The sequence below is a fragment of the Nocardia yamanashiensis NBRC 100130 genome (genome assembly GCF_001613325.1).
Taxonomy (GTDB): Bacteria; Actinomycetota; Actinomycetes; order Mycobacteriales; family Mycobacteriaceae; genus Nocardia; species Nocardia yamanashiensis.
On record NZ_BDCD01000017.1, the window covers coordinates 155,875 to 171,782 of the forward strand.

At 69.7% G+C, this 15,908-nt stretch carries 15 protein-coding genes; 5 read left to right on the forward strand and 10 right to left on the reverse strand.

What is annotated here, in order from left to right; all coding sequences use genetic code 11:
- Nucleotides 1–25: 25 nt before the first annotated feature.
- Nucleotides 26–868 (reverse strand): p-hydroxycinnamoyl CoA hydratase/lyase, encoded by an 843-nt coding sequence (locus NY1_RS19155; RefSeq protein ID WP_067714950.1) that lies wholly within the window; start codon nt 866–868, stop codon nt 26–28.
- Nucleotides 869–966: 98 nt separating this feature from the next.
- Nucleotides 967–1,452 (reverse strand): MarR family winged helix-turn-helix transcriptional regulator, encoded by a 486-nt coding sequence (locus NY1_RS19160; protein ID WP_233434385.1) that lies wholly within the window; start codon nt 1,450–1,452, stop codon nt 967–969.
- Between the two features lie 141 nt (nt 1,453–1,593).
- Here NY1_RS19160 and NY1_RS19165 point away from each other — a divergent pair, with 141 nt between their 5' ends.
- Both NY1_RS19165 and NY1_RS19170 read left to right on the forward strand, forming a co-directional pair.
- Nucleotides 1,594–3,054 carry an aldehyde dehydrogenase family protein gene (locus tag NY1_RS19165; protein ID WP_067714953.1) on the forward strand — a complete coding sequence of 487 codons (1,461 nt, stop codon included), beginning with the start codon at nt 1,594–1,596 and terminating at the stop codon, nt 3,052–3,054.
- Nucleotides 3,055–3,246: 192 nt separating this feature from the next.
- Nucleotides 3,247–4,110, forward strand: a complete 864-nt coding sequence (locus NY1_RS19170) for an Ig-like domain-containing protein (RefSeq protein WP_084535144.1) — start codon at nt 3,247–3,249, stop codon at nt 4,108–4,110.
- Between the two features lie 81 nt (nt 4,111–4,191).
- Here NY1_RS19170 and pcaC read toward each other — a convergent pair whose 3' ends face one another.
- Genes pcaC through NY1_RS19210 form a run of 8 tightly spaced genes read right to left on the reverse strand, consistent with a single transcriptional unit; the run spans nt 4,192 to nt 11,971 of the window.
- On the reverse strand, nt 4,192–4,584 hold the full coding sequence (gene pcaC / locus NY1_RS19175) for a 4-carboxymuconolactone decarboxylase (RefSeq protein ID WP_067714958.1): 393 nt from the start codon (nt 4,582–4,584) through the stop codon (nt 4,192–4,194).
- On the reverse strand, nt 4,581–6,761 hold the full coding sequence (gene pcaD / locus NY1_RS44630) for a 3-oxoadipate enol-lactonase (RefSeq protein WP_067714961.1): 2,181 nt from the start codon (nt 6,759–6,761) through the stop codon (nt 4,581–4,583). The genes pcaC and pcaD overlap by 4 nt, the downstream gene beginning before the upstream one ends.
- Nucleotides 6,754–7,311, reverse strand: a complete 558-nt coding sequence (gene pcaG / locus NY1_RS19185) for a protocatechuate 3,4-dioxygenase subunit alpha (RefSeq protein WP_067714963.1) — start codon at nt 7,309–7,311, stop codon at nt 6,754–6,756. The genes pcaD and pcaG overlap by 8 nt, the downstream gene beginning before the upstream one ends.
- Nucleotides 7,304–8,029: a protocatechuate 3,4-dioxygenase subunit beta gene (gene pcaH, locus NY1_RS19190; RefSeq protein WP_067714966.1), complete on the reverse strand. Its 726-nt coding sequence runs from the start codon at nt 8,027–8,029 to the stop codon at nt 7,304–7,306. Before pcaH ends, pcaG begins: the two co-directional genes overlap by 8 nt.
- 16 nt (nt 8,030–8,045) lie before the next feature.
- Entirely contained in the window at nt 8,046–9,221 is a 1,176-nt protein-coding gene (locus NY1_RS19195) for a thiolase family protein (protein WP_067714969.1), read from the reverse strand.
- Nucleotides 9,218–9,985 carry a CoA-transferase subunit beta gene (locus tag NY1_RS19200; protein ID WP_067714971.1) on the reverse strand — a complete coding sequence of 256 codons (768 nt, stop codon included), beginning with the start codon at nt 9,983–9,985 and terminating at the stop codon, nt 9,218–9,220. Before NY1_RS19200 ends, NY1_RS19195 begins: the two co-directional genes overlap by 4 nt.
- Nucleotides 9,982–10,797, reverse strand: a complete 816-nt coding sequence (locus NY1_RS19205) for a CoA transferase subunit A (RefSeq protein ID WP_067714974.1) — start codon at nt 10,795–10,797, stop codon at nt 9,982–9,984. Before NY1_RS19205 ends, NY1_RS19200 begins: the two co-directional genes overlap by 4 nt.
- Nucleotides 10,790–11,971, reverse strand: a complete 1,182-nt coding sequence (locus NY1_RS19210; protein WP_067714977.1) for a 4-hydroxybenzoate 3-monooxygenase — start codon at nt 11,969–11,971, stop codon at nt 10,790–10,792. The genes NY1_RS19205 and NY1_RS19210 overlap by 8 nt, the downstream gene beginning before the upstream one ends.
- A 159-nt stretch (nt 11,972–12,130) precedes the next feature.
- Here NY1_RS19210 and NY1_RS19215 point away from each other — a divergent pair, with 159 nt between their 5' ends.
- The 3 genes from NY1_RS19215 (at nt 12,131) to NY1_RS19225 (ending at nt 15,897) form a co-directional block, all read left to right on the forward strand.
- Nucleotides 12,131–13,351 (forward strand): lipase family protein, encoded by a 1,221-nt coding sequence (locus tag NY1_RS19215; RefSeq protein ID WP_169815375.1) that lies wholly within the window; start codon nt 12,131–12,133, stop codon nt 13,349–13,351.
- Nucleotides 13,352–13,622: 271 nt separating this feature from the next.
- The gene (locus NY1_RS19220; RefSeq protein WP_067714981.1) at nt 13,623–14,525 is read left to right on the forward strand and encodes an STAS domain-containing protein; all 903 of its coding nucleotides are present in this window, start codon (nt 13,623–13,625) and stop codon (nt 14,523–14,525) included.
- A gap of 136 nt (nt 14,526–14,661) precedes the next feature.
- On the forward strand, nt 14,662–15,897 hold the full coding sequence (locus tag NY1_RS19225; RefSeq protein WP_067714984.1) for an oxygenase MpaB family protein: 1,236 nt from the start codon (nt 14,662–14,664) through the stop codon (nt 15,895–15,897).
- Nucleotides 15,898–15,908 lie beyond the last annotated feature (11 nt).

Below are 15,908 nucleotides of genomic sequence, written 5' to 3' on the forward strand. Positions count from 1 at the left end.
CTCTCTCCTCAGGTCGCGCCGCAGCCTATTTGGACCGGTCGAAGGCGGCGAGGCCGGGCCGGTAGCTCTTGTCGTCGAGGAATTGGCTCAGGCCCTGTTCCCGGCCGCGCTCGGGATCGAGGATGCGGGACTGGTCGAGCTTGGCGTACAGGTAGTCCTCGGACTGCGCCCAGGTCATCTCGGCGGCGTACTTGTAGCCGACCTTGGCGGTGTGCAGCACCACCGGGTTGAGCGCGGCCAGCTTGAGCGCGAGCTCGCGGGTGCGGGCGCGCAGCCGGTCGGCGGGCACGGCCTCGTTGATCAGGCGCATCTCGGCGGCACGCGCGCCGTCGAAGGGCTCGCCGGTCATGATGTAGTACAGCGCGTCCCGCTGATTGACCGTGGCCGCCATGGCCTTGGTGACCAGGCTGCCCGGCGGGATGCCCCAGTTCACCTCGGAAAGACCGAACTGCGCTTTCTCGTCCGCGATGGCCAAATCACAGGACACCAGCGGGGTGAACGCGCCGCCGAAGCACCAGCCGTTGACCATGGCGATGGTCGGCTTGGAGAAGAAAGCCAGTCGCCGCCAATGCCATTCGACGCCGGTGCGGCGGGCGCGCAGCTGGGCCGCGACGCTGCCGGTGGCCTCGACCTCGCGGAAGTACTCCTTGAGATCCATGCCCGCGGAGAAGGCCTCGCCCGCGCCGGTGAGTACCAGGGCGCGGCAGCGGTCGTCGTCCTCGAGATAGTCGAGGGTCGCCACCATCTCGTTGTTGAGGGTGGGGTTCATGGCATTGCGCTTCTCCGGGCGGTTGAGCGAGACCCAGGCGATGCCCTCGTCGAATTCGACCGTGACGGTATTGCCCCAGGGTTCGGTGCGGCTGTCCATCACCACTCCTTTATCAGTATTGCTGATGATTGATGGGATAGAGCTACCGCAGCCGTGCCGGGACCGTCAATCGGCCCTTTCGTTGAATGGAAAGGCGTTCAGTCGCCGGGCAATTCGGCGATCTGCCGCTGCGCCAGCTCATCGGCCAGCGCGCCGATGCCGTGCCGCAGCGCGCCGCGGAACGCCTCGCCGCGCTGAGCGCTCATCCCGTCGAGGAGCCGCCCTTCGATGCCGGCGACGCGAGGTGCGGCCTCGCGCAAGGCCTCTCGCCCCTTGCCGGTGAGGGTCGCGACCAGCACCCGGCGATTGTTCGGATCGCGATCGCGCTGGATCAGCCCGCGCTCCTCCAGGGTCTGCACCATGACGTTCATGGTCTGCGGGCGCAGGAACGAGCGCCGCGCCAGCTGCGCCGAGGACAGCCCGCTGCGCCGTTCGAGCACGGTCAGCGCGGTGTATTGCAGCGTGGTCAGGCCCAGTGGGCGCAGCGCGTCGTCCATCAGCGCGCGCACCGCCAGCTCCAGACGCTTGATCAGGTACAGCGTCGAGGGCCGCGCTTCTTCGTCATCGTCCAGCGTGCCGGTCACCCGGCCATCTTCGCACTGCGCGGCGGCGACTCCGGGTCGCGGCGGGCCGCGCTTCCATTCAATGAAAGCGAGGTAGTGGCGCGGGCCACAGCCGAACCATCCTCGGACGATTCATCCGATCGCTGGAACCGAGGAAATCCCATGGCAATCGCACGCGCGCTGCTCATCGGCGGCGCCGAGACCCCCGCCCGCTCCGGCCGGACCACCGATGTGGTCAATCCCTACACGGGCGCGGTCTACGCCACCGTGGCTGCCGCGTCCGCCGCGGATGCGACCGCGGCCGTGGACGCGGCGCAGGCGGCGTTCCCGGGCTGGGCCGCGTTCGCGCCGTTCGAACGCCGCGCGGTCTTCACCCGCGCCGCCGATCTGCTGGAGGAACGGGCCGCACAGGGCATCGCGCACATGGCGGGCGAGGTGGGCGGGGCCGCGCCGTGGGCCGGATTCAATGTCGCCCTGGCCGCCAATGTCTTTCGCGAGGCCGCGGCCGCCTGCACCGCCCCGCGCGGCGATGTGCTCGCCTCCGGGCAGCCCGGCGTGCTCGGCATGGCGGTCCGCGAACCGCTCGGCGTGGTGGCGGCTTTCGCCCCCTGGAACGCCCCGATCATCCTGTCCGCGCGCGCCGTGGCGGCGCCCCTGGCGGCCGGAAACACGGTGGTGCTCAAGGCGAGTGAGGCCGCGCCCATCTCCAGCGGCCTGTTGATCGCCGATGTGCTGCGCGCGGCCGGATTGCCCGACGGCGCGCTGAACGTGATCACCAACGATCCCGCCGACGCGCCCGAGCTCGCCCGCACGCTGATCGCCGACTCTCGCGTGCGCGCCGTCAATTTCACCGGGTCCACCACGGTCGGGCGCATCATCGGCACCCTGGCCGCCGAGCATCTCAAGCCCGCGGTGCTGGAATTGGGCGGTAAGAACTCGCTCATCGTCCTCGAAGACGCCGATATCGACTATGCGGTCCGCGCAACGGTTTTCGGCGCTTTCGCCAATTCCGGCCAGATCTGCATGTCGGCCGACCGGGTCCTGGTGCACGAGTCGCTGGCGGCGGAATTCCTGGACAAGCTGACCGCCGTGGTCGAAGCGCTGCCCACCGGCGATCCCGCCGACCCGCACACCGTCATCGGCCCGATGGTGAACCAGGCCGCCGCCCAGCGGGTTTCGGGCCTGGTCTCCGATGCCGTGGCCAAGGGCGCGACCGTCCGGGCGGGCGGCGGCGCGCCGCGGGGCGCGGTGCACCCGGCCACCGTCCTCACCGAGGTGCCGGCCGCCGCCGATATCCACTACGCCGAAATCTTCGGCCCGGCGTGCGTCGTCGACACCTTCGCCACCGACGACGAGGCGATCGCCAAGGCGAACGACACCGAACACGCCCTCACCGCCGGGATTCTCACCGAGAACGCCACCCACGGCCTGCGGGTCGCCCAGCGTTTGCGCACCGGCATCGTGCACGTCAACGATCAGTCGGTCGGCGACGAACCGCAGGCCCCCTTCGGCGGCGCGCTGAACTCCGGTTACGGCCGCTTCGGCGGGCGCTGGGGCATCGACGCGTTCTCCAACCTGCGCTGGCTGACCGTGGCCACCGAGCAGTTGCCGTTCCCGGGCTGAATCGCATGAGGGGAAGCCCGGCGGCCGTGGCCGCCGGGCTTTCGGCGCTGCCCACCTCGCCCATGATCTGACATGCGTTCATTTCGGAATCGTGTCCACTGGACGGCTGACCATGATCTAATCGCGCCAACTCGGGTGCATCAGCGCCTCGATGACGATGTCGAGGGGCACCCGCAGTACGTGGGAGAAACGATGGCGGACAGAAGAATGCAGCGTATGGCCGGGACGGTGGCCGCGTTCGCGGTGGCGGCCGGTTTCGCGGTGGCGGCGTTCCCCGGTACGGCCGCGGCCGCGCCCGGAACGATCACCTGGAGCGACGGGAACAGCAAGTTCACCCGGACCGTATCGAACGTGAATCCCGTGGTCGGCGACACCATCACCGTCACGACGACGTTCGAGCGCACCGGCATTCCGGTCGAGTACATCTACTCGGTCAAGGATCTGCACCCCGCCTGCCTGACCCCGGTCGCGGGCTCCGCCAAGATGGGCGGCGATCAGGTGCAGCTCGACACCTCGTCCTCGGACTGGGTGCGCGCGGAGTTCGGCATCACCAAATACCCGGTGTACCCGAACATCAACCCCAAGTCCCAGACCTTCGAGGTGCAGTACAAGGTGGGCGTGAACTGCGCCCGCGACACCCCGCTGCCGACCTCCATGCACTACGGCGGGTCGCTCGGTGACGGCACCTACCAGAACAAGGGCCCGAACATCACGGTGTCCAGCGATGCCGTGTCCAGCACCGTGATCACCGATGTGACCGGGGCGAAGGTCGGGCAGTCCATCACCCTGGAGGCGACCGTGACGCCGGCCGGGGCGGGCGGCACCATCCAGTTCAAGGCCGGTGACAATGTGCTCGGCGACATCCCCGTCAACGCCAACGGCAAGGCCACCTTCGTGTGGACGCCGGGCGCGGCGGGCGCGTACACCATCGGCGCCATCTTCTCCGGGCGCAGCGGCGTGGCCGGGTCCTCGACCACCAAGGTCGTGAACGTGGCCGAGAAGCCCACCGATCCGACGCCGGACCCGAAGCCCAGCACCGGTTCCTTCGGTTCCTGATTCGCGGAATGCCCGGCCCCGGGTAGGGGCCGGGCATTGCCATGCCGATCGCCGGTCCCGGGTTCGTGCCCGGGAGCGGGATCACTCGGCGCCGGCGGAGATTTCCGCGAGCACCCGTTCCGCCACCGCGAAAGCGGTGTTGGCCTTGGGGATTCCCGAATACGGGGCGGTGTGCAGCAGCACCTCGCTGATCTCGGCCTCGGTCAGGCCGTTGCGGACGGCGGCGCGCACGTGCATGGCCAGTTCCTCGTCGCAGCCGAGCGCCGTGAGCAGCGCCAAGGTGACGGCGCTGCGCATGCGGCGATCCAGACCGGGCCGGGTCCAGACCTCACCCCAGGCCGCCCGGGTGAGATATTCCTGGAAGGGCCTGGTGAATTCGCTGGTGCGGGCCTGCGCGCGGTCCACGTGGGCATCGCCCAGGACGGCGCGGCGCACCGCCATGCCGGCCTCGGTATTCGGGGATTCGTCGGTCATGGGATCCGCCTCAGTTGGTCGATGATCAGGGGAAGAAAACGTTCGGGCTGCTCGACGGTGCCCAAATGAGCCGCGCCGTCGATCGATTCGAACCGCGCGCCGGGAATGCGAGCCGCGATGTCCCGGCCGTGCTCCGGCGGGAAGGCCGGATCCTGCTCCGTGGACAGGACCAGCGTCGGCGCGCCGATCCGAGCCAGCTCGGCGCTGAGGTCCAGCCCCGCCAGCGCCTCACAACAGGCCGCGTAGCCTTCCGGCGGCGTATCCATAGTCAATTCCCGCATCCGCGTGGTGATTTCGGGATGAGCGGCGCGCCACTGCGGCGTGAACCAGCGCGCCACACTGGCTTCCGCGATCTCACCCATACCTTCGGCCCGCGCCTTGGCCGCGCGTTCGATCCATCCGGCGGCATTGCCCGGCCGGGCCGAGGTGCAGCACGCGACCAGCCCGCGCACCCGATGCGGGCGGTGCGCGGCCAGCCACATGGCGGTCATGCCGCCGAGCGAAACCCCCACCAGATGCGCGGATTCGACTCCCAGCCAATCCAACAGCGCTTCCACATCCGCCCCCAGATCCGCGAGCCGATACGGTCCCGCCGGTACCGGCGAATCCCCATGTCCGCGAGCATCGAACCGAATCACCCGAAACCCGTTGTCCACCAGCGGCTGCACATACGAATCCCAAATCCGCATATCACTGCCGAGCGCATTCAGCAGAACGACGGGCGTTCCCCCGGCCTCACCGCGAACATCGGCACGCACCTCGACAGCGCGCGCCCGCACTCCGGCATCCCCACCACCGGAATCGCCCCCGTGCGAACGACCGGAACGGGCGGTGGAGTCGATGCCGCGCCGCCGGTGTGCGGCCAGGGCGCGTTCGGCGAAGACGCGAGCGCTGCCGAGATAGGACGACGGTTCGAGGAGTGCCCCGACCCGGGTGCGATCCAGGTGCGGAGCGAGCAGCGGGTGAGTCAGCAGCAGATCGGCGAACGCACCGCAGCCGTCCGCGGCACGGAGGGCGCACGCCGTCACCGCGTCGTGGGCGGCGAGCCTGCCCACCACGGGCGCCAGTGCGGCGGTGACCTGCTCGGACATGAGCAGACCACCGGTTCGGGCCAGGTTCCGGCGCATGGTGCGGGGATGAACCCGCAAGCGGGACAGGCTGACTCGCAGCCAATGCAGGGCGGATCCGGTGCAGCGCAGCAGCTCGGTGAGCGGGCGCCACTCGGCGTGCCAGCTCCCGGCCGCGCGTTGCTGCTCGTGCGCCGAAGCGGCGAGCAGTGTCGCCACCAGCCCCGGGGCCTGCGCGGCGGCGGCAACGGCACTCACCGCCGCGATCGGGTTGCGCTTGTGCGGCATGGTGCTGGATCCGCCCGCACCCTCCGCGATTTCGGAGACTTCGCCGATCTCGGTCTGGGCGAGCAAGGTGAGGTCGCGGGCCACCTTCGCCACGACTGCCGCGAGCGCGCCCAGGGCCGCGGCCAGTTCGGCGATGCGGACCCGGTCGGTGTGCCAGGGCAGGCCGGGATCCGTGAGGTCGAGACGGCGGGCATAGGCCGTCAGGACGTCGGGACCGGCCGGGCCGAGGGCGGCGAGAGTCCCTACCGCTCCGCCCAATTGGACGGCCAGGCGCTCGCGCTGCACCCGTCCGAGCTGGTCGGCGGCGGATTCCAGGGACGAGAGCCAGCCGCCCGCAGTGAGACCGAAGGTGACGGGCAGGGCCTGCTGGAGCAGACTGCGCCCGACCTGTGGCGTGCACATGTGCTGTTCGGTCAACCCGGCCAGCATGGTGCGGCAGGCGGTCACATCATCCCAGCAGGCGTCGATGACACGATCCGCCACCAGCATGGCGGCGGTGTCCATGATGTCCTGGCTGGTCGCGCCCAAGTGGACCGCGCCGGCTGCTTCCCGGTCCGCGACGCGAGCGGTCAGAGCCCGTACCAGCGGCGCCGCGGGGTTGCCGATACCCGTTGCCGCATGGCCGATTTCGGCGGCATGGTAGAGGTCGGCCCGGCAGACCGAGGCGATCGCGGCGGCATGCTCCAGGGGGATCAGCCCGGTATCGGCCTGCGCCCAGGCCAGTCCCGCCTCCGCGTCCAGCAACGCCTGCAGCCATGCGGCGTCCCCGGTGGCCCGCGCCGCGGGACCGGCCGTCTGCAACGGGCCGAACAGGTCAGACATCGAAGAACACCGTTTCGTCCGGGCCTTGCAGGCGGATGTCGAAGCGGTAGTCGTCGCCGTCCGGGCGGGCGAGGAGGGTGGCGCGACGTTGTGCCGGAACGGAATTCAGCACCGGATCGAGGTCGTTCGCGGACGCGAAGTCGGGGAAGTAGACGCGGGAGACCACGCGTTGCAGCAGGCCGCGGGCGAAGATCGACATGTCCAGGTGTGGTGCTTGAGCGGCTTCTCCCGGGCCTGGGAGCGCGCCGGGATGCACCGTGTAGATGGCGAATTCGCCGGGGCGCGTGTCGCTGCGGCCGAAACCGCGCCAGCCGGTGGCGTTTTCGCGGGGATCGTCGGGGTGGGTGAAGCGGCCGGCAGGATCGGCCTGCCAGGTTTCGACCAGTGCGTCCGGCAGGACCTGGCCCGCGCCGTCCAGAATCCGCCCACGCAGCCAGAAGCCGCCCGGCGTCCCCTCCGGCACTACGAAAGCGCCGTCCGGCCAGGTCAATCCGATGTGCAGGTAGGGTCCGACGGTCTGCCACGGGGTCGACGGGAAAAAGTCAGTCATCGTGCGGCTCCTCGAAGGGGGTGGCGACGCGGCCGCGCAGCACGATGTCGAATTCGAAGGCGAGGGCCCATTCCGGGCGGGTGCGTTCCAGGTTGAAACGCGAAACCAGCCGGGGGCGGGCGGCTTCCGGCACCGAGTTGTAGATGGGGTCCTGCGCGAACAGCGGGTCGTCTTCGAAGTACATCTGGGTGACCAGGCGCTGGGTGAACGCCCGCCCGAACACCGAGAAGTGGATGTGCGCGGGCCGCCAGGCGTTGTCGTGATTCCGCCACGGATACGCGCCGGGTTTGATGGTGGTGAACTCGTAGCGGCCCTGGGCGTCGGTGAGGGTGCGGCCGACACCGGAGAAGTTGGGGTCCAGCGCCGACGGCCAGCGGTCGCCGGTGTGGCGGTAGCGTCCGCCCGCGTTCGCCTGCCAGATCTCCAGCAGGGCGTCGGGCACCGGGCGGCCGTCACCGTCGAGCAGGCGGCCGAACAGCAGGATGCGCTGGCCGATCGGCTCGCCCGCGTGCTGGGCGGTCAGATCGTTGTCGGTGGCGGCGATGCGCCCGGGTCCGAGCAGCGGGCCGGTCACTTCGGTCAGCAGTTGCGGGAGCAGCACCAGCGGCTGGGACGGATGCCGCAGTTCGGTGGCGCGATAGTCCGGAAAGTGCAGGGGCGGATGGGTTTCCGCCGGATCCGGCCGATAGCCGGGCGGGATCCGCAAGGGTGTCGTCATTGCTCTCTTCCGATCGTCATGCTTCCAGGACCAGGGCCAGGCCCTGTCCCACGCCGATGCACAGGGCCGCCAGCCCGTAACCGCCGCCGCGTTCGCGCAACCGCCGCGCCAGGGTGGTGACGATGCGCGCCCCCGACGCCCCGAGCGGATGGCCGATGGCGATCGCGCCGCCGTCCACATTGACCAGCTCCGGATCCAGCTCCGGCCAGTCCGCCAGGCAGGCCAGCGATTGCGCGGCGAACGCCTCGTTCAGTTCCACCGCGACCAGGTCCGCCCAGCCGATACCCGCACGGCGCAAGGCGATTTCGGCCGCCCGGGTGGGCCCGATGCCGAACACGTCCGGGTCCACGCCCGCCGCGCCGCGACCGGCGATGCGCGCCAGGGGTTTCCGCCCGAGCCGGTCGGCGGCGGCCGCGTCGCCCAGCAGCAGCGCCGCCGCGCCGTCACTCAGTGGTGAAGCATTGCCGGCGGTCACGGTACCGTCGGTCCGGAACGAAGCCCGCAGCGCCGCAAGCTTTTCCGTCGTCGTATCGGCCCGGATCGATTCGTCCCGAGTCAGCTCGACACCCGGCGGCACGCTCACCTCACCGGCGAACCGCCCCTCGGTCCAGGCGCGCGCGGCATTGCGGTGACTGCGCGCCGCGAACTCGTCCTGCGCCGCGCGATCGATCCCGTACCGTTCCGCGAGCAGTTCGGTCGATTCGCCGAGCGAGATCGTCCACTGTCCCGGCATGCGCGGATTCACCAGCCGCCAGCCCAGCGTGGTCGAGTGCAGGGTCTCGTTGCCGGCCGGAAAACCCTTGCCGGGCTTGGTCATCACCCATGGGGCGCGGCTCATGGATTCCACGCCGCCCGCCACCACCAGCCCGGCGTCACCGACCGCGATGGTGCGCGAGGCCTGGAACACCGCGTCCAGGCTGGACCCGCACAGCCGGTTCACCGTCGTGCCCGGCACCGTGGTCGGCCAGTCCGCCAGCAGCGCCGCCATCCGCGCCACATTGCGATTGTCCTCACCGGCCTGATTGGCCGCGCCGAACACCACATCGCCGACCTCGGCCGGATCCAGCCCGGTGCGCCGGCCCAGCTCGCCCAGCACATGCGCCGCCAGATCGTCCGGCCGCAGCGCCGACAACGCACCGCCGTAGCGCCCGAAAGGCGTTCGCACACCGTCGATCACAAACACGTCGTTCATCGCGCCGCCTCCAGCGCACGCAGCGCCGCCAGCTCCGCGGCGGTCGGCGGCGGCGTCACGCCGAGGTCGGCGGCGACCCGCAGCGGCCAGCCGGTCGCGGCGATCACCTGCGCGACGGTGACGCCGGGATGGACGGCGGTCAGGGTGAGTTCCCGGGTCTCCGGATCCGGCCGCATCACACCGAGATCGGTGATGACGGTCGTCGGCCCGGCCCCGCGCAGCCCCAGCGCCGCCCGGTCCCCCGGCCCGCGCCCGTGCCCGACCGAGGTCACGAAGTCGACCCGGTCCACGAAGCTGCGGCGGCTCTGCCGGGTCACCACGAAGATCTCCCCGCAGGAGGCCGCGATCTCGGGCGCACCGCCCGCACCGGGCAACCGCACCTTCGGATCGCCGTACTCGCCGATCACGGTGGTGTTGATATTGCCGTACCGATCCAGTTGCGCCGCACCGAGAAACCCGATGTCGATGCGCCCGGCCTGCAGCCAGTAGTTGAACATCTCGGGCACGCTCACCACCGCGTCCGCGGTCTCGGCCAGGATGCCGTCGCCGATGGAAGCCGGCAGCCGTCCCGGCTTCGCGCCGATCGCCCCGGACTCGTAGATCAGCACCAGGTCCGGCGCGTGCGTACGCCGCGCCAGATTGGCCGCGGTGGAGGGCAATCCGATGCCCACGAACACCCGCCGGTCACCGCCCAGGGCCCGCGCCGCCGCGATGGACATCATCTCGTCGGCGGTGTACTCCGCCTGCTGTGCCGCCGTGGTCATGACGAAACCTCCTGCGCCCGGATCTCGTTCACCCAGTCCTGGAACCGGCCCGGGTCGCGGCCGATCGGGTCCCAGCGCGTGTAGGCGTCGTTGTCGCGCTCGTAGTAGTCCTGGGCGTAGGACGGCCGCGCACCGCCGGGCACCACCGCGACGGCGCTGATCACCCACTGCGGCAGCACGATCGCGCCCGGAACGGGCGTCAGCTCGTCCACCACTTCCTCCACCGTGACCAGGCTGCGCCGGGCCGCCAGCACGGCTTCCTTCTGCACCCCGAGCAGCCCCCACAGCTGGACATTGCCGTGCCGGTCCGCGCGCTGAGCGTGGATCACCGTCACGTCCGGGTTCAGCGCGGGCACCGCCGCCAGCCGCTCCCCGGTGAACGGGCAGGTGATGAATTCGATGCTCGGCGTGACCTTCGCCAGATCCGTTCCGGCGTAACCGCGCAGCACCGCGAACGGCAGTCCGGAAGCGCCCGCGACATAGCGATTGGCCATGCCCGCGTGGCTGTGCTCCTCGATCTGCAGCGGATGCGGCCGCCCGTGCTGCACCGCTTCCCGGAACCGGTGCAGCGAGCCGACGCCCGGATTGCCGCCCCAGGAGAAGATCAGCTTGCGCGCGCAGCCCGCCCCGATCAGCTGGTCGTACACCAGATCCGGGGTCATGCGCACCAGGGTCAGATCCCGTTTGCCCTGCCGGACGATCTCGTGCCCGGCGGCCATCGGAATCAGATGCGTGAAGCCCTCCAGCGCGACGGTCGACCCGTCGGTCACCAGTTCCGCGACGGCCGCGCGCAAGGTCCGGAACTCAGCCATCGAGCCCTCCCGGAATCGGCAATCCCGCATAGTTTTCCGCGAGTTCGCGCGCCGCCGCCGGGGAGTTCGCCACCCGCCGCAATTGCGCGAGCTGCAATTGCGCGTCGAAGTCGTCCCCGTGCCGGTGCAGCATGCTGGTCATCCACCAGGAGAAGTGCGTGCACCGCCACACCCGCTGTAATGCGGTGTCGGAGTATGCATCCGCGAGTTCGGCCGACCCGTCCCGCAGCAGTGCGGTCAGCGCCCGCGCCAGCACCGCCACATCCGCGACCGCCAGATTGAGGCCCTTGGCCCCGGTCGGCGGGACGATGTGGGCGGCGTCGCCGGCCAGGAACAGGCGGCCGTAGCGCATGGGCGCGGTGACGAAGCTGCGCATGGGCAGCACGCTCTTCTCGGTGATCCGCCCGGTCGACAGCGTCCAGCCGTCCAGCCCCAGGCGGGTGGCCAGCGCCTCCCAGATCCGGTCGTCGCTCCAGTCCTCGATCCGCTCGGCCGGATCGACCTGCAGATACAACCGGCTCACCTGTTCCGAACGCAGGCTGTGCAGCGCGAATCCGTCCGGATGCCAGGCATAGACGAGTTCGTCGGTCGACGGCGCGACATCGGCCAGCACACCCAGCCAGGCGTAGGGGTAGGTGCGCTCCCAGGTCTGCCGCAGCTGCGCGGGAATGGCCTGCTTGCTGGGTCCGTGGTAGCCGTCGCAGCCGACCACGGCGTCCGCGTCGATCCGCCGGGCGGCCCCGTCGGCATCGCGGAAGGTCACATACGGGCGCTCGGTGGCGACATCGTGCAGCGCCACCTCGGATGCTTCGTAAAACGCTGCCTGCCCGGCTTTTTCGCGGGCGGCGAGCAGATCCTTGGTGACCTCGGTCTGCCCGTAGACGTAGACCGCGCGGCCCGCCAGTTCGGTGAAGTCCAGGTGCCGGCGCTCGCCGGGCCATTGCAGATAGATGCCGCGATGTTCGATGGCTTCGCGGTCCAGCCGCTCCCCCACCCCGGCCCGGCGCAGCAGCTCGACGGTGCCCGCCTCCAGAATCCCGGCTCTGATCCGGGATTGCACGTGTGCGGCGGACTGGCGTTCGACGAGCACCGAATCGATGCCCGCGCGATCGAGCAGCTGCGCCAGCAGCAGCCCCGCGGGACCGGATCCGATGATCGCGACTCGGGTTCGCATTGTTCCGAACTCCTCATCTGTGCGGGTGGTGTGCGCTCAGAATCGGCTCCGGACCACGCCCGGCACTACGGCCCTCTCATTGAATGAAAGGGCGGCCCACGACGCTCCGGCGCGCTGCTTCACTCGGGCGTGTCCCCGATAGATATGGAGCAGAACGACATGCCGGGTCCCGGAACGAGACGTACGACGGTGATCGGCGCGGCCGCGCTGGCCGCCGCGCTGACGCTGACCAGCTGCGGTAAGGATGACGCAGCGCCCCAACCGGTTTCGCTGAGCGCGCCCGCCGGACCGGCCGGCACCTCCTTCTGGGCGGTCGAGGAGCAGCCGCCCGCCGATGCGAAGGCGGGCGATATCTTCCGGGTGCAGCCGCGTTCGGACGCCCCGGCCGGTGCGCAGGGCTGGAATGTCGTCTACGTCTCCGAGATCCAGCCGGGCGTGAAGAGGTACGTGTCCGGCGAGATCTACGCACCCCTCGGCCGCGGCTCCGAGCCCCGGGACATGGTGCTGTGGAATCACGAAACCACCGGTCTCGCCGACAATTGCGCGCCCTCGCGGCGCAGCATGTACGACGGCGACCGCCCGCGCGTCCCGGCCATCGAGGCCATGCTGGAGGCGGGGCACGTGGTCGCCATGAGCGACTATCCGGGCCAGGGCCTGCCGGGGCCCGCCTATTACATGGTCGGCGAGGTGAATGCCCGGGCCGCACTCGACATGCTGCGCGCGGTTCAGCGGCTGCCGGAATTGAACGCCACCAAGCGTTTCGTCGAGTACGGCTGGTCCCAGGGCGGTCAGACCACCATGCGCGTGGAATCCATCGCCCGCTCCTACGCGCCCGAATTCGAAGGCGTCGGCGCGGCTCTCATCGCCCCCGCCGTCCGGATCCGCGATCTCACCGCCAATTCCATGCGCGGTCCCGCCAACGCCGGCTACGTCATCTCCACCCTGCCGGGCATCAAGGCCGCCCATCCGGACCTGCGCTACCAGGACTTCCTCACCCCGACCGCCATGGAGATGCTGCCCGCCCTGGCCGAAGGCTGCTTCGACATCTGGGATGCCGCGGCCCCGCTGCGCGACTCCTACCAGCCCACCGCCCTGACCCCGGGCAGCACCTGGTGGAACGCCCTTACCGCCGTGGACGATTGGCGTCCGGCCGGCGCCATGCCCTTCGCCGTCTATCAGGGCGCCGACGACATCACCACCCCGGCCGAACTCACCGGCCGCGAACGCACCGCCCTGTGCAAGGCCGGGGTCCCGGTCGAGTACAACGAATTCCCCGGCCAGGATCACGAGACCGTGGTTCCCACCGCGGCGGATCGCTTCCCGGCTTGGGCCGCGGACCGCTTCGCGGGCCGCCCCGCGCCTTCCAACTGCCCGCGGTAGTACCTTCTCGCCTCCCGCGCGCCGATCCCGCCTCGAGCGGGCGAAACGGCAGCGGGGCGGGGCGGATCGGGCTACCATGCTCAGCGTCCGCCGCTGACCAGGAATTTGCTCCGGTTCCGGGCGCGTCTCGCGCCCGCCGGCAGGCCCGGCCGGCCGACGCTCAACTCTGCGAGCACAGTGCCGTGCTTCCACCGCCGAGCTCCGCCCCTGCCGCCGGCGACGTCACCGCACCCGTGATATCGCCGACGGCGAAACAGAGAGACGAACTCGCATGTCGGACGTGTCGCAAAGCCTGCTTCCCATCGACCTGCTCCCGGATGCCGGAGTGATCGCCGTGCGAACCGCCCTGCTCGCCGAACTGGTCGATCACCTACGCCGGAACCGGACCGAGCTGCGGGAGAAGTGGGCGCTGCGCATCACGGACGCGAAGTTGCTGACGGCCATGACCGACGACGAGATCTTCTCCGAGGCGACGTCGGTGTACGACAACTACGTCGAGGTGCTCGAGACCGGGTCGGTGGAGGCGCTGCAGAACTACGCGCGGAATCTGTCCGAGCGGATCATTCCGCGCGGGGTGGAGACCGACGAGGTGCTGGGGATCGTGCTGCTGTTGCGAGATGTGCTGGCGCGCAGTCTGTTCGAGAAGTATCAGACGGATTTCGAGTTGCTGAACCAGATGCTGGACGTGTACGAGCCGGCGGCCAACCGGATCGCCAATACCGTGGGCGTGTCGTTCGTGGAGGAGCGCGAGCGCATCATTCGCCAGCAGCAGGACGCTATTCGCGAACTGTCGACGCCGGTGTTGCAGGTGCGCGAGCAGTTGCTCATTCTGCCGATCATCGGGGTGCTGGACGGGCAACGGGCGCGCCAGCTCACCGAGCAGCTGTTGTCCGCGATTCGCGGCAACCGGGCCAAGGTCGTGGTCATCGATATCACCGGCGTGCCCGCCATCGATTCGACGGTCGCGAACCATCTGGTGCAGACCGTGGAGGCGTCCCGGCTGATGGGCGCGAACGTCATCATCACCGGGCTGTCGTCGGAGATCGCCCTGACGCTGGTCACCATCGGCCTGGATCTGTCGAAGATGAACGCGGTCGGCGATCTGCAGGGCGGTATCGAGGAAGCCGAACGGCTGCTCGGCTACGAGGTCACGCGAACCACCGACACGAAGTAGTCCCCCGGGTCTGAGCCGCCTACCCGTGAGTGAGTGAGAGATTTTCAGTCGGGTCTTGTCATGCCTTTGATTCTGGTGGAGACTATTGCCAGATATCTGGTGATGAGTATCACCAGAGTGGCAAAGGAGCTGCTCGATGACGCGCACCCGATCCATTCCGACGCGCCACCCCCGGGAACAGGCCCGCGTGCCCGTGCTCGGCCCGACGGTCAAACTGCTCGGCATCAAGCCGCCGACCGAGACCGAATGGGAGGCCATCGGGACCGCACTCACCGTCGGCGACGCCCCGATGGACGCGCTGGTCGACTGGATGTACACCGCCGGTATGGGCCAGGTGCGGCCGCTCTTCGATCAGGCGCTCGAACACGGCATCGACAGCGTCCCGGACGCCCCGGAACCCCTGCGCGAGTTCTTCACCCGGGTGGAAACCACCCCGGACTGGGTCGACTGGGATCGAATCAAGCTGGGCGAGATCACCTTTCAGTCCGCCGGCCTCGACGGCATCTATCTCGCGCGGGACGTGCCGTTCCTGGGCGGATTCGTGGCCTCCGGCATCAATCGCACGCTGATGCTCACCAATACCGGCAAGAGCGGGGCGACCGGCGGCGGGCAGCGCTTCGCCGAAACCCTGCGCTGGGCCCTGGATGTGATCTCGGAAGACGGAATGCGCCCGGGCGGCAAGGGTTTTCGCTCCACCCTGCACGTGCGCCTGATTCACACCTTCGTCCGGCGGCATGTCGCGCAGCGGCCGGAGTGGCGGGCCGAGGACTGGGGCGTCCCGGTCAATCAGACCGATATGGCGGTCACCATGCTGGGCGCGCTCTTCGCACCCGCCCTCACCGGCATGATGATGGGAAACCTGTTCACGCCCAAGGAACTCGACGCCATCGCCCACCTCACCCGGTACGTCGGCTGGGTCATGGGCATCGAGGAACGCTATCTGCCCAACGGTTTCGTCGACGCCACCCGCCAGCTGTACCACTACCTGGCCGCGCTCACCGCCCCGGACGAGACCAGCGCGCAGCTGGCCCGCCCGATGACCGACGATCCGCTCACCTGGCATTACGAGCACCTGACCGGGTTGCGCCGGAGAATCGCCTGGGCGCAGCACCTTTCGATCAGCACGGCGTTCCTGGGCCGGGGCCGCATGCGCCAGCTGGGCCTGCCGGACTACATGCCGCCCTGGTATCCGGTGGCCAAGTTCCCGGTGAACCTGGCGCGTTCCGGCGCGGGCATACTGCTGCCCGGCTGGCGGGTCCGGCAGGCGCGTGCGGGCCTGCGCGCCCAGCACGCCTTCATCGACACCTTGATCGGCCCGAAACAGGATGGGGCCATCGGCGGTTCGGTGAACTACATCGGGCACGCCGCCTGATCGACCCGCAC

Excerpts from the sequence above, each read along its gene's own strand:
- NY1_RS19155 (WP_067714950.1), bottom strand. The coding sequence starts at position 868 with ATGGACAGCCGCACCGAACCCTGGGGCAATACCGTCACGGTCGAATTC.
- NY1_RS19165 (WP_067714953.1), top strand. The coding sequence starts at position 1,594 with ATGGCAATCGCACGCGCGCTGCTCATCGGCGGCGCCGAGACCCCCGCC.
- NY1_RS19170 (WP_084535144.1), top strand. The coding sequence starts at position 3,247 with ATGGCGGACAGAAGAATGCAGCGTATGGCCGGGACGGTGGCCGCGTTC.
- pcaC (WP_067714958.1), bottom strand. The coding sequence starts at position 4,584 with ATGACCGACGAATCCCCGAATACCGAGGCCGGCATGGCGGTGCGCCGC.
- pcaD (WP_067714961.1), bottom strand. The coding sequence starts at position 6,761 with ATGTCTGACCTGTTCGGCCCGTTGCAGACGGCCGGTCCCGCGGCGCGG.
- pcaG (WP_067714963.1), bottom strand. The coding sequence starts at position 7,311 with ATGACTGACTTTTTCCCGTCGACCCCGTGGCAGACCGTCGGACCCTAC.
- pcaH (WP_067714966.1), bottom strand. The coding sequence starts at position 8,029 with ATGACGACACCCTTGCGGATCCCGCCCGGCTATCGGCCGGATCCGGCG.
- NY1_RS19195 (WP_067714969.1), bottom strand. The coding sequence starts at position 9,221 with ATGAACGACGTGTTTGTGATCGACGGTGTGCGAACGCCTTTCGGGCGC.
- NY1_RS19200 (WP_067714971.1), bottom strand. The coding sequence starts at position 9,985 with ATGACCACGGCGGCACAGCAGGCGGAGTACACCGCCGACGAGATGATG.
- NY1_RS19205 (WP_067714974.1), bottom strand. The coding sequence starts at position 10,797 with ATGGCTGAGTTCCGGACCTTGCGCGCGGCCGTCGCGGAACTGGTGACC.
- NY1_RS19210 (WP_067714977.1), bottom strand. The coding sequence starts at position 11,971 with ATGCGAACCCGAGTCGCGATCATCGGATCCGGTCCCGCGGGGCTGCTG.
- NY1_RS19215 (WP_169815375.1), top strand. The coding sequence starts at position 12,131 with ATGCCGGGTCCCGGAACGAGACGTACGACGGTGATCGGCGCGGCCGCG.
- NY1_RS19220 (WP_067714981.1), top strand. The coding sequence starts at position 13,623 with ATGTCGGACGTGTCGCAAAGCCTGCTTCCCATCGACCTGCTCCCGGAT.
- NY1_RS19225 (WP_067714984.1), top strand. The coding sequence starts at position 14,662 with ATGACGCGCACCCGATCCATTCCGACGCGCCACCCCCGGGAACAGGCC.